Source organism: Peribacillus sp. NPDC056705 (assembly GCF_043656335.1).
Genome location: NZ_JBHTYI010000010.1, coordinates 79,419 through 91,513 on the forward strand (window position 1 = coordinate 79,419; position 12,095 = coordinate 91,513).

The 12,095-nt window shown below is 37.0% G+C and carries 12 protein-coding genes and 1 pseudogene; 3 read left to right on the plus strand and 10 right to left on the minus strand.

The features are described from left to right. The 8 genes and pseudogenes from pseG to ACFRAK_RS14755 all read right to left on the minus strand — a co-directional run bounded on the left by pseG (window position 1) and on the right by ACFRAK_RS14755 (window position 7,321). Window positions 1-1,092, minus strand: coding sequence for a UDP-2,4-diacetamido-2,4,6-trideoxy-beta-L-altropyranose hydrolase (pseG, locus tag ACFRAK_RS14720; protein ID WP_394571969.1), 1,092 nt, complete (start codon window positions 1,090-1,092; stop codon window positions 1-3). Further along, entirely contained in the window at window positions 1,089-1,835 is a 747-nt protein-coding gene (locus tag ACFRAK_RS14725) for a cytidylyltransferase domain-containing protein (RefSeq protein ID WP_394571970.1), read from the minus strand. The genes pseG and ACFRAK_RS14725 overlap by 4 nt, the downstream gene beginning before the upstream one ends. A 15-nt stretch (window positions 1,836-1,850) precedes the next feature. Then, window positions 1,851-3,056: a UDP-4-amino-4,6-dideoxy-N-acetyl-beta-L-altrosamine transaminase gene (pseC, locus tag ACFRAK_RS14730; RefSeq protein WP_394571971.1), complete on the minus strand. Its 1,206-nt coding sequence runs from the start codon at window positions 3,054-3,056 to the stop codon at window positions 1,851-1,853. After that, entirely contained in the window at window positions 3,004-4,017 is a 1,014-nt protein-coding gene (gene pseB / locus ACFRAK_RS14735) for a UDP-N-acetylglucosamine 4,6-dehydratase (inverting) (RefSeq protein ID WP_394571972.1), read from the minus strand. The genes pseC and pseB overlap by 53 nt, the downstream gene beginning before the upstream one ends. A gap of 68 nt (window positions 4,018-4,085) precedes the next feature. Continuing rightward, window positions 4,086-5,054: a CgeB family protein gene (locus ACFRAK_RS14740; protein ID WP_394571973.1), complete on the minus strand. Its 969-nt coding sequence runs from the start codon at window positions 5,052-5,054 to the stop codon at window positions 4,086-4,088. Window positions 5,055-5,120: 66 nt separating this feature from the next. Beyond that, on the minus strand, window positions 5,121-5,381 hold the full coding sequence (locus tag ACFRAK_RS14745; protein WP_394571974.1) for a hypothetical protein: 261 nt from the start codon (window positions 5,379-5,381) through the stop codon (window positions 5,121-5,123). Window positions 5,382-5,817: 436 nt separating this feature from the next. Then, window positions 5,818-6,220 (minus strand): annotated as a pseudogene (locus ACFRAK_RS14750) (IS110 family transposase); the annotation flags it as partial. A 327-nt stretch (window positions 6,221-6,547) separates the two neighbouring features. After that, window positions 6,548-7,321, minus strand: a complete 774-nt coding sequence (locus ACFRAK_RS14755) for a GNAT family N-acetyltransferase (RefSeq protein ID WP_394571975.1) — start codon at window positions 7,319-7,321, stop codon at window positions 6,548-6,550. Between the two features lie 361 nt (window positions 7,322-7,682). On the opposite strand from ACFRAK_RS14755, the gene ACFRAK_RS14760 reads away from it, so the two are divergent. Both ACFRAK_RS14760 and ACFRAK_RS14765 read left to right on the plus strand, forming a co-directional pair. Then, window positions 7,683-8,378, plus strand: coding sequence for an IS110 family RNA-guided transposase (locus ACFRAK_RS14760; RefSeq protein WP_394571976.1), 696 nt, complete (start codon window positions 7,683-7,685; stop codon window positions 8,376-8,378). Window positions 8,379-8,447: 69 nt separating this feature from the next. Beyond that, the gene (locus ACFRAK_RS14765; RefSeq protein ID WP_394571977.1) at window positions 8,448-8,915 is read left to right on the plus strand and encodes a transposase; all 468 of its coding nucleotides are present in this window, start codon (window positions 8,448-8,450) and stop codon (window positions 8,913-8,915) included. A 233-nt stretch (window positions 8,916-9,148) separates the two neighbouring features. Here the strand turns inward: ACFRAK_RS14765 and ACFRAK_RS14770 are convergent, their stop codons facing one another. Together ACFRAK_RS14770 and ACFRAK_RS14775 are read right to left on the minus strand one after the other, a co-directional pair. Continuing rightward, complete coding sequence (locus ACFRAK_RS14770) at window positions 9,149-10,084, minus strand: hypothetical protein (protein WP_394571978.1); 936 nt, start codon at window positions 10,082-10,084, stop codon at window positions 9,149-9,151. A 699-nt stretch (window positions 10,085-10,783) separates the two neighbouring features. Further along, on the minus strand, window positions 10,784-11,545 hold the full coding sequence (locus ACFRAK_RS14775; RefSeq protein ID WP_394571979.1) for an N-acetylmuramoyl-L-alanine amidase: 762 nt from the start codon (window positions 11,543-11,545) through the stop codon (window positions 10,784-10,786). Window positions 11,546-11,712: 167 nt separating this feature from the next. Between ACFRAK_RS14775 and ACFRAK_RS14780 the strand changes: the two genes are divergently transcribed. Continuing rightward, complete coding sequence (locus ACFRAK_RS14780; RefSeq protein WP_394571980.1) at window positions 11,713-12,090, plus strand: RAD52 family DNA repair protein; 378 nt, start codon at window positions 11,713-11,715, stop codon at window positions 12,088-12,090. Window positions 12,091-12,095 lie beyond the last annotated feature (5 nt).

The window sequence follows — 12,095 nt, forward strand, 5'->3', positions numbered from 1 at the left end:
TCATCTCATGATTTCCGCTACCATTGTTCGTTGATTGACAAAATTGTCTTTCATTAATAGAGAGGATAATCGAGACATTTCAGAGCATTCAGCTTCATTATCAATCAATATCTGTAACTGTCGACTTAAAAATGTCTGCTCAATTTGTTCCTTTTTTCCTAAATAGTTAATTATTTTGTTTCTTGCTAATGTTTCACAAATCTCTTCCTGATTTTCAGCTACACTCCACACAATGGAAGGGACCCCAAGATAACATCTTTCCCACGTAGTGGTTCCGCCCGCACCAATAGATAAATCAGCATGCCCTAATAACTCCGCCATTGTATTTACCTGACAATGAAAATGCAGGTTTTCATACTGCTCACAAATTGAAGCAAGCACTTGCTTTTGGCAGTTGGATTGACCCACAACAACGTCTACGTGGATATCGCTGCGACCTAAACGCAAGAATGCGGCTAGCGCTTTTCCAGTTTCATTCGTTGAATCAATTCCACCAAAAAAAATCAATATCCTTTTTACAGGTCCAATTCTCCGTTTCAACTTCTTCCGTTGTTCATAAAACTCAGTGCGTAATAAGACGTAGCTGGGTCCTAAAAATGTTTTGCAGTGAGGTGGAACAAGGGAAAAGTAGCGGTTTTGATAATCAACGAAAATATTTTGATCCATTAAAAAGTCACAGTCATGCATCCTGTCAGCTAAATCATCGATTACCATGATTTTTTTTACGACCTTTCTAAGATGACCTTCCCACTCCCTGTTAATGGCATAATGATCAATAATTAACAAATCAACTGTCTCTTCCTCTTCCGCAAGTATGGCTTTTGTTTGTGCTGCGTCAACCATCAGCGGAACACCTAACCAATGCGAATGTTTTGTGAAAAGTGGCAGGTGAACATGAGTTGAAGGGGATGGAAGTTTAACCACGTTAAATCCATTTCCTTCAATCCATGCACATAAATGCCCAGTAAGTTCTCTACAAATAAAGGTGACAGCTGCCTTATATGTTCGTAATCTTTTCGCTAGAGTCAGGCATCTCATTACATGCCCTGTTCCTATTTCATTAGATGTATCTACACGTATATATACAATCATCCTTCATCGTCTAATTTCTTTTGTTCAATTTGGGAATTAATTAGCAGCCATTCAGGGTTTTCTTGTAATAATTCAATGATATCCGAAAGGGCAAATGATTCGATATTTTTGTTATAAAGACCAGTAATGACACAAGAAATTAAGTCTAAATCTTCTTCTGTATCAACTGTTAACCGATGAGAGCTTAAATCGATGGTATTCTTAACAAAACCTAAATGAAATTGTACTGGATGAAGATAGATAAAAGGGGTCACATGTTCACGATAAACAGGGTGTTTTGCTTCCCGATTTGCTAGACCTAATGCCTTCATGGAAAAAACTTCAACATCTAATCCACGAGGATAAGTTCTTTCAATTGTATTGGAAACATAATCGTATTGATTGTCATTCGATAGAAATTCAGTTATCACAGCATCAATAATATCGGGGTCCGTTAAGGGGCAATCAGATGTCAGGCGCACGACAATATCAGCTTTATACTGAACTGCTGCTTGGAAATACCTTGATAACACATCTTTTTCCGAGCCACGATAGTAGTCAACATTGAGTTTTTTACAGAGGTCAATAATGGGCTGCTCTGTTTCTTTTATTGTAGTAGCAATCACGAGTTGGTGAATATACTTGGATCTCCGTACTCTTTCAATTTGATATTCAAGCAATGGTTTACTTAAAACTTCTCGCATAATTTTTCCGGGTAGTCTTGTAGAACCCATTCTTGCCTGAGTAATTGCTACAATTTTCATGGAATAGCCTCCTTTTTATTTGGAGTAAAAGGTGATAATCTTTTTTACGGCCTGAATAACGTCGTCGACATCATTTTCCGTCATTGCCGGGAAAAGAGGTAAGGTAATAATTTTTTCATACAACTGTTCAGCTTTTGGACAATGTCCTTGCTGATAGCCAAGCTCTTGGTAGTAAGGGAGAAGATAAACGGGGAGGTAATGAACATTTACACCAATGTTGTGACCCTGTAAGGCTTCATAGATTTCTAATCTCGAGCCGGATAGCATCGCTAAATCAAGTTGTATGATATAGAGATGCCAGCTTGAAACCCCGTGGGAATGCTGGTAAGGAGTGATAATTTGGGGTATTTCACGAAATGATTTATCATACATATCAGCATATATCTTTCTTCTTCCAATGAATTGATCAATCTTTTGTAACTGGCTTATTCCTAATGCAGCTTGAATGTCAGACAACCGGTAGTTAAATCCAAGAAACTGCATTTCATAATACCAAGGGCCGTGATTATTAATTAATTTACTAGGATCCCGGGAAATGCCATGCGTACGGAACTGCAGTAATTTTTCATAATAACCTTTGTTGTTAGTAGTAATAATTCCCCCTTCACCAGTAGTAATATGTTTGACTGGATGAAAGCTAAACATGCTCATGTCGCTAATGGAACCAATCTTTTTCCCCTTGTATGTGGCGCCAAGTGCGTGAGCAGCATCCTCAATCACAACTAAATTATGTTTTTTAGCTAGTTCATTTATTTCGTCCAGATAGGCAGGCTGCCCTGTGAAATCAATTGGGATGATTGCCTTTGTTTTCGGTGTAATCCGTTTCTCGATCTCTTTTGGGTCGATATTGTATGTTTTCTCATCGATATCAGCAAATACAGGTATTCCACCTTGATACAAAATACAGTTTGCACTTGCTGCAAAGGTCAGGGGGCTGGTGATCACTTCATCTCCTTGTGTTATCCCTGCGGCAAAGCAGGCACCGTGTAATGCTGCTGTTCCATTTGCGAAACAAACTGCATATTTGGCACCTACGTAGGTGGCGATGGATTCTTCAAATGTGGAAACGAGGGGGCCTGTAGTCAGAAAGTCTCCTTTTAATACTTCAACGACAGCTTCAATATCGTCATCATCAATCCACTGGCGCCCATAAGGAAGATATGTGTCCCTAATTGGCTTTTGGTTCACGTTCCCCTTCCTTCCTGATCGTTTGATCTTCATTAACCAGCTGTCTTAACTCATCAATAGAGAGCCATTGCACATTCGTATTGCTCACATAACTGAAGCCCTCAGGTAATGGTTTTCCACCTTTTGCGGCTTCTTCTGTCCACCAGGGAAATTCCGGCTGAATGACATAGTATGTGCCCAAGTCTAATGTACGCCGTGCATCATCCTCCGTAATCATCGCTTCGTGTAGTTTCTCACCTGGGCGAATACCAATTACCTCTACTTTGCATTCCGGTGCTATGGCGCTGGCTAGGTCTGTGACCTTCATGCTTGGTATTTTTGGGATAAAAATTTCCCCGCCCTTCATTCTGCCCAGGTTATCAATTACAAACTGCACGCCTTGGTCCAATGTAATCCAAAAGCGTGTCATTCGTTCATCTGTAATGGGGAGTGTTCCTGTTGCTTTTACCTTTTTAAAAAAAGGAACTACACTGCCGCGGCTTCCGACCACATTTCCGTAACGAACAACGGCAAAGCGAGTCTTATTCATTCCAACATATGAGTTTGCAGCAACAAACAATTTATCGGATGCCAATTTCGTTGCCCCGTATAGGTTTACAGGACTTACAGCCTTATCGGTACTTAAAGCAATCACTTTCGCAACACCTTTGTCTATTGCGGCTTCGATAATATTTTGCGCACCATGGATATTGGTTTTAATGGCTTCAAACGGATTGTATTCACATACTCCAACATGTTTTAAGGCGGCAGCATGTACAACAATATCAACACCGTCAAATGCGCGAATTAATCTTTCTTTATCGCGAACATCGCCGATAAAAAAGCGAATTCTTGGGTCAGAGAAATCTTGTGCCATTTCATATTGTTTTAATTCATCACGACTGAAAACAATGACTTTTTTTACATCCATGGTAAGTACTTTCCTAACGAATTTTTGTCCAAACGAACCTGTCCCACCTGTGACTAAGATCGTTTTTCCTTTTAAATCTAGCAACTTAAATAACCTCCTTTTTTCCAATAAGTAGAAGATTTAAATCGATAATCTGCTTAATATTGTGTGTACTATTCAAATCCTAAATGCTTAATGATAAACTGTATCCTTTGCAAAAAGGTATGGGTTATTAATACTTTTTCCATCGCATTGTTACTGCATTGGTTTCTTGTCGTTTCATCATGTACAAATTGATGGATGAATTGAATGCATTCTTCGTTGGTTGTATATGGGATAACCTCATTTAAAGGGTCAAAATGTAATTCTAAATCAGATTTACCCAAACAAAGTTGAAAGCTGTTACTTGCAGCAATATCAAATGTACGATTATTGATACTTTTACCTTCAATACCAAGAGTATTTTTATTTTGATGGAAATTATAGGACCGGTGCGGATTTAGGATGATCTTTGATGAATGAAATATGTTTTTGACCATTTCAGGTTCAATCCATTTATTGATTAGTTTCAATCTTTTGAAATGCTCGTTGCTAATAAACTTTTTCCATAAAGGGCCGGCGATGATCATCGTATAAGATGTGTGTTCTAAAATGAGGCGAGCAAGTTCAATTCGTTCAGGGTAGGGATAACCTACTAAACATAAATCAAAGTAATCAGTCTTTGGTATATGAGGGGGAGAGTAAATTTCGGGATCTGTTCCTAATGGAAGGTGATAAATTGACTTGGAATGAAAGGTGTTTTTATAGTATTCATAAGCTCCTAAATCAATCGTAAAGATAAAGTTGAAATCTTCCACAAGATTCACGGATTCGTCGATATAAAATGGGTCCTCGGTCAACCAAATGCTAAGAACATATCCTTTTTGCTTTAAAAAATCGATAAACATTTTTTGCAGTTTATATCCAACAAATGCAAGAACAAGGTCAGGATGATATTGTTCAATTTGTTCCAGTGTCTCAAGATTATATGTCGGGCTGACTTTAAAAACGCTATGGTTCAGTCGCAAAAATGTGTTTTGAATGGACTGTTCAAAATAAGGGTAAATTCCTGCGTAACCTGATGAAATAAATAAAACATTCATTTTTTTCACACCTGAGTAAAAAGTGGTCAGTGAAGGCATTATGAAACTGCCGTCACCTTTTATCAGTTAATCGTCATCATTAGCGGACGTTAATTCAACTGAAAAGCTTTCGATGTCTTGAACCAAAATAAATCGTACTCTCTCTGCCATAAACGGGCTCAGCAGTTCTGCTTCAAGTATTTCAACTAAGCCATATTTTGATACACGTCTTAATTCTCCAGTTATAATATCTCCTGTTCTAGTTCGTATTGTTACTTCTGCGCCAACAAATCTCCTAAGGGCTCTGCAAAGCGCGTTGTCAGAGCATTTATCGTTTCCTTTTCCCATTTGAATCCCTCCTTTCATAAAGGAATACTAAATAATATATTCATTAGATAATAAATGGACAAGGCAGCTAACCTTGGAAAAGCAAAAAATTATAATTACTCAACTTTCGCAGAGTGAAATTGGCAAATAAGCCTTGATATAACTAGGAAGGCCGGAAATCCAATGCTCAAGTTGACTTTGAATTAACTTTTTGAACTTCTTATGAAACTCCTTGGTTATGGTGAAATACCTTTAAAAAAACACTTTTGAAAAAGAAATAAGAGAATTTACCTCCCACTAAAATAACAATACAGGAAAATAAATTCTTGTATGGAAATAATAGAAGTTGTAGGCTGGAAGAGTGTATCGGCTGATCCGTCAAGATTTTACGCAGGGGCTGTCAACATTGGTCTACTTTTTCCGGCCAAAGTATCAAAATTTAAATAATATGGGAGTGAAGAAATTGCAGGTCTAATAGCTGTATTCCTCTCATTTTATGAGGGTCAAAATCCTCTTTGTAATACACACAACTGGTACGCATCGATAGCGTCTGTTTTTACCTTCCGTAAACTGGTCTTCTTTGCCTGATAAGAAATAATCGGATTTAGTAAGATATATAGAATCCCTTGTTCCTCCAAGTATTGAATAACGGGAGTATGGTAATGCCCTGTAGATTCTAAAATGACCATAGGCATCTGCCCTGTCACCTCTTCAATCTCTTTTAAAAAGTCTAAAAAATGATCTAATTCCTCTTTGATGTGCTTCATTGAAAAGCTCGTCCCATACGGTTTAGATTGATCTAAAAATGCCTGAACTCGACTCTCTCCTTTTGCCACATCCAGACCGACAACTGGATTCATTGTTTCCCCCCCCCCCTCTTACCAGTACCCCTAGTCCTCCATGTAGTGCCATAGCTTCGCTTGTTATACGAGATCTACGTCCCAACCATCCTCAAACATGCTTCTACAAGTAGGGGGCGGACAGTTTAGTTCACGGGATCAAGTCCCACGAACCCGTACGTCCTACCCTGGCTACTGATATAATAGATTCTATTTAAAAAAGGTCAACCAGTAATTTTTACTGGTCAACCTTATAATACGAAAGCACCCGTTAGTTCCATAAAAAAAAGGTTGCTTCAGCAACCTCTATAATTGGAGTAAAACACCTGTTAGCGAAATAAGGATTTTTTACTTTCTAACGAATACTGAATATTCCATTGGATTTTCGAATCCTAATCTTTCAGCCAGCTTTATCGACGCAAAATTGTTAACATTACAATCCCAATTGGGTTTCAAATTTCTTTCAATACAATGTTCAATGAATATCTCTGCAACATTTTGAGCTAAGCCCATTCCTCTATACTTATTTTTAGTTGCAATATCAATTTCAGCAAATTGTGATGAACTAAATATAGATGTACATTCACTTACAACGGTATCATTATGTAACAAACAATAACCAAAACCATTCTCAAGAAAATTTGATACTGAACCCCAATATTCATTATAATAAGATTCATTAAATTCTAGACTTTCAGTAATTATTTTTTCATCTATTCTCTTTACTATAAAATCATTGGGTAATTTCCCCTTTTTTATTGTTGAATATGTATCCTTATTAAAATGAAAAGAATATCTATGCATTTGTCTTAACTCATTTTCAAACAACTTATTTATAACTTGATCCCATTCTTTTGATGGAGAAAACAAAGTGAATCGCTTTTTTTCATTTTTTCTACTTCTAAAAATCTCTAAAAATATGCTATCAAGACCATTGTTCATTTCGTCTCCACCAACAATAAAAATACCTGAATCAGTTCCAATTAAAACAGTTTTCTTCAATTCATCCATATATACCTGTCCAGGAATATAATTATTTAATACAGAGTAAGCAAATGTAGGATAAGTTTCATTATCCTTATTTTTTAGTAAATTTATGGCCTTTTCAAATTCATTATTCATACACTGTTCCCCTTTTGTTTTTTGGTTCTTCCTCATATTAGTATATATTACTCTTCAACAAACCTGCCCTGAAAGTTGCATAAGAAACTCCTATGGCGGCGCTCCTCGCCGCCACCATCTACTACGAAAATCTAAACTCAAAAATAGAGTCTAACCCATTAACCCCTTGACGATAATGGATGATAACAATACAACCAGGCTGAGCTTTTTTTGGTGGATTTTAAGGAAGATACCCTGTATAAGAAACTGGTTGTGACAGTATTGAAGAACCATTTAGTGTACTGCTAGTACGTATACAAAAATTTTAGTAACAAATCTCCTGTCATATGTATTGTTAATCTTTTTTTGAGGTGATTCTCCTATGGAAGCAATGATTGAACGGTGTGCTGGCCTAGATGTACACCAAGAAACAGTAGTAGCCTGTGTATTATTTGGTCCATTAGATAAAAAGCCAAAAACTTCTATTGAAACGTTTTCGACTACAACAACGGGACTCTTGGCTTTAAGTGATTGGCTCTCTACCCTTCAGGTATCCGATGTTGTGATGGAAAGTACCGGAGTCTACTGGAAACCAATATGGAATATACTTGAAGATTCTTTTCACCTTGTTCTGGCCAATGCCAGACATGTCAAAAATGTTCCAGGGCGTAAAACTGATGTGAAAGATGCCGAATGGCTTGCCAAGCTTCTAAGATGCGGACTTATTGAAAGCAATTTTGTTCCACCGGAGGACATTCGTGATTTACGAGATCTTACTCGTTATCGAAAAAAATTGATTCATCATCGCACCTCAGAGCAGAATCGCATTCACAAAATTCTTCAAGATGCTAATATCAAGCTAACATCCGTATTATCAGACATTTTTGGTGTATCGGGACGCCGTATCCTTGAAGCGATTCTAAACGGTGAAAAAATAGAGACCGATGGTCTTCGAAAAATGGTGGATTGGCGAACAAAAGCAAGTATTACTGACATTGCCCATGCAATTAATGGTCGTATTCGCCGGCATCACCGTGATATGTTGCGTTACCATTGGGAGCATATGAGTTATTTATAAGAAACCATAGAAGAATTGGAAAAACAAATCGATCAACTCCTGTCCCCATATCGTAAGGAAGTAGAATTATTGGATGGTATACCTGGTGTGAACAAAGCTGCGGCGGCTACTTTTATTGCAGAGATGGGCGTTGATATGTCCGTATTTAAGTCCGCTAAACATCTTGCCTCTTGGGCTGGTGTGAGTCCTGGAAATTACGAAAGTGCTGGTAAAAAAAAAACGAGTAAAACCACACAAGGAAATAAAGCTTTAAAAACGATGGCCGTAGAATGTGTATTAGCGACATCAAGGCAAAATAATCGAATGGCTTCACATCGAAAAAGGATTACCAAACGGCAAGGAAAAATGAAGGGACGAATCGCTTCTGCCCATTTACTATTAACGATTACTTACAACATCTTAAAAACAGGAGAACCTTATCATGAACTAGGCTCAAATTACCTTGAAGAAAAACAAAATAACAAAGATTTAAAAATGATCAAATACCTAAAAAAGAAAGGCTATACAATCGCTCCATCTGAACAACAAACTGCATAACCAGTTAAAATAACGAAATAGGACATTTACCCCCATCAAAAAAATGAGAATATGGAGGGTTTATTTTAGCATGGCTTTTTTACTAATGTGTTTTCATACAAAAAAGGCTGCCGCAGCAACCCTTGTTAATGAACTAAAGCACCCCATAGTTTAAGTATAATATTTCACAAAGAAAAAAGAACATTCATTTAATGTGCCTTAGAGTAAAGGTTCGAGTTTCTTTAATATCACGCTTAGTTTTTTAGACATTTGACAGGATCAATTCTGATGGATTCCCAGTTTCCTTCAGAATCCTTTTTATATTGAGAAATTAATACATCTGTATCATTTGTTAATTGATAAAAGATAAACCGATAATCGGCTCCATCCGCACCAATATAATCAATGGTTTTGACGTAACCATCTTGTTTAGTAGGTAGCTGTTTTTTTATTAATTTGCACCATTCTCCATACATAATAGCAACGACTGCTTCCGCATCATGCTGCCAGAGATGATAGGGTGCACATAGGAAGTCCTCTCCGTACAATTTCATCTGTTCAATTTTATACAGGGTTTGAACTTTTTTTAATTGGACATAACCGTAATAATAAGCAAAATAGGTGACACCTTTTGATGAACCTTCGATGCTTTCTAGTTCAATGAAATAAGGAACAATACCTTTTTCATCAGGAAGTCTGTTCATCTTAATTAAATTTAGATGTCCAATTCCAGCAAACGATTGAAGATATTCATTATAGGAAACCCTTTTGTGATAGTCTTTAGTAAAAAAGTTATAAGCAATTGGATAGGGCAACTTTGCCATCCCGACAGTTCCACAACCACCCAGCTGGTTTTGAGTGAGGTTTTCTGCCTCTCTTAAAATACTAAAGTAGTTTAAAACAGTTTCATCAGGAGTCCGAGTTAATGTTGCAGGGAGTTTAATTTCTTTGTAGTTTTTTTCATAATAGGGATCAAAAAATTGGCTGATCTTGACAAGGGCATTTTTAATAGGGAGGCGGGAAGGACGAAAGTATTTTTCGGCATCTCTGGTACTTATTAACGAAGTTTGGTTTCGTTCAACTGGTTGTCCAAATGTTTGCGGTTTGTATTGAGCACCCATAAAGAGAGTCAATTTTTTTCTGGGATAATGATTGAACGTCTGATTTATCCATTTTGTAAAGTGTTTCAATTAGACTCCCCCTTCATGAATATACTGTTTTACCTTATTCACTTTTTTGCAAGATTATTAATATTTATGATATTTAAAAGTAGCCACTAAAGTAGAATCGGACTCATTTCTTGCGCCTATTAGTTTAAGGTGAATTATTGTAGTTGTGAGAAAGAATTATTGATTTTTATTAGCTTAATAAGGGGTACCGTCAACATTTTAACGTAAAACCCACGCTAAGACATTTTTTGGAATTGAAAAAACGATTTTTCCTCTCTAAGGGAAAAAATCGTCTTATTGTTTCTTGTTAAACTAAAATGGCGATAGTTTAATAAGAAGGAAATAACACTAATTCAATAAGAAAATGGGTTGGTGGAAATTTTTACAGCTCCTTTTATAAAGAGATATCAGCCGTTGGTCCCTCTTGCTTACGGACACATCCTCTCAAAAATCATTGTAAGGACTTAACTAAAATGTGTCCATGAAACTATACTAACTCCAATACTAATAAATTAATTCAAACAAAGACATTGACTAATCGTAAGAAAGGCATGTGCCCGGTACAATACCGAGCTCATGCCCAACGGGCTGCCTAACGAAATAACCTGTCTAACTTTAGGGGGTCAGTTCAGTTGGCAGCCCCGATCTGTAAGTAACGCACCCGTTGATAAAAATATAATCTTATACAGAAAAAAAGGACTGACATCTAGAAACTAAAAATTACTCTTGATATACAAAAGAAGAAAACCCAGCATTCTTTGCTCTATTCGCTAGAGTTTCAGCATTTTCTTTAGATGAGAAGGCACCAATTTGGACTTTGTATAATTTATCTTTAAGTATAACTATCGAATCGAACCCTTTAGATTTTGCTTCTGAAGCAAGGCTGTCTGCATTAGACTTGTCGCTAAAAGCACCTATTTGAACCTTAAACAGAATAGTAGGTTTTTTAGTTAACTTAAATGCTCTTGCCAATCCATTAGCGTGTCCTCTAGCAATATTAATTAAAAAACTCCTAGATATTAATTTTTTAGCATCATTGACATTATCAATGAACCCATTTTCAGTTAATAATGCTGGCATTATAGTTTCTCGTAATACGTGGAAATTGGCAGTTTTTTTACCTCGAGTAGTAAAATCTACTCGCTTTAATATCTCTTCGTGAATGAAATCTTGGTAAGTGGTAGTAGGTACTCCTACTCCTGGATAAATATAGCTTTCGAAGCCTGTACCATTTCCTGCATTAATATGAATGGAAAGAAAATAATCAGCATCCCATTTGTTAGCCGCATCTGTTCTTTGACTTAAGCTAACTGTCTGATCGCTTGTCCTACTTAACAGTACTGAAACACCTTCATATTCATTGATTAAGATATCTTTAAGGTATGTGGCTATTTGTAAGGTTAGTTTCTTTTCCTGAAGACCATGCCCCGAAGCCCCTGGATCAGAACCACCATGTCCTGGGTCTAAAAAAATTTTCACCATCTTTTTATCACCTCACATTATTATATAGAAGGGTGATTTATATGCTTGGACTAATAACTGACTGCAAGTTTTGAGAAAAGTTGCGGAAATGTATGAACTATACCCCGGATAACGGACACACATAAAAAAGTGTCCCTTATCCGGTTTTTTTTATTGTATTAGCCTATGTGCAAGCAAGAGCGATACAACAAAGGCTGAATGAAGTGTTTGGTTGGGATGGTTGGACAGATGAATACCGATCCGCAGAAGGTAATATGATTTGTCCCTTAGGGGGGTTCACGGATAAAGGTTGGATTTATAAAGAAAACGGAGCAAGTGAAACACAAATGGAAGCTTTCAAAGGTGGTATATCAGGAGCGTTTAAAAGGGGTGTTGCCAGTGATTATGGAATCGCAAGGTATTTGTACCTGACGGAAAACTTCGCTGAATGCACGTTAGAAAGACCTAAAAACATGAACGGATATAATCAAGCCAAAACCAAGGATAAGAAACAACAATATATTGGAGAGTACCATTGTTACCAGATTGGGCATAACCACAACTAACAGTA

Coding starts and splice junctions, on each gene's coding strand:
- ACFRAK_RS14755 (WP_394571975.1), bottom strand. CDS start 7,321: ATGAATAATGAATTTGAAAAGGCCATAAATTTACTAAAAAATAAGGAT.
- ACFRAK_RS14745 (WP_394571974.1), bottom strand. CDS start 5,381: ATGGGAAAAGGAAACGATAAATGCTCTGACAACGCGCTTTGCAGAGCC.
- ACFRAK_RS14725 (WP_394571970.1), bottom strand. CDS start 1,835: ATGAAAATTGTAGCAATTACTCAGGCAAGAATGGGTTCTACAAGACTA.
- ACFRAK_RS14775 (WP_394571979.1), bottom strand. CDS start 11,545: ATGGTGAAAATTTTTTTAGACCCAGGACATGGTGGTTCTGATCCAGGG.
- pseC (WP_394571971.1), bottom strand. CDS start 3,056: ATGAAGATCAAACGATCAGGAAGGAAGGGGAACGTGAACCAAAAGCCA.
- ACFRAK_RS14740 (WP_394571973.1), bottom strand. CDS start 5,054: ATGAATGTTTTATTTATTTCATCAGGTTACGCAGGAATTTACCCTTAT.
- pseG (WP_394571969.1), bottom strand. CDS start 1,092: ATGATTGTATATATACGTGTAGATACATCTAATGAAATAGGAACAGGG.
- ACFRAK_RS14760 (WP_394571976.1), top strand. CDS start 7,683: ATGGAAGCAATGATTGAACGGTGTGCTGGCCTAGATGTACACCAAGAA.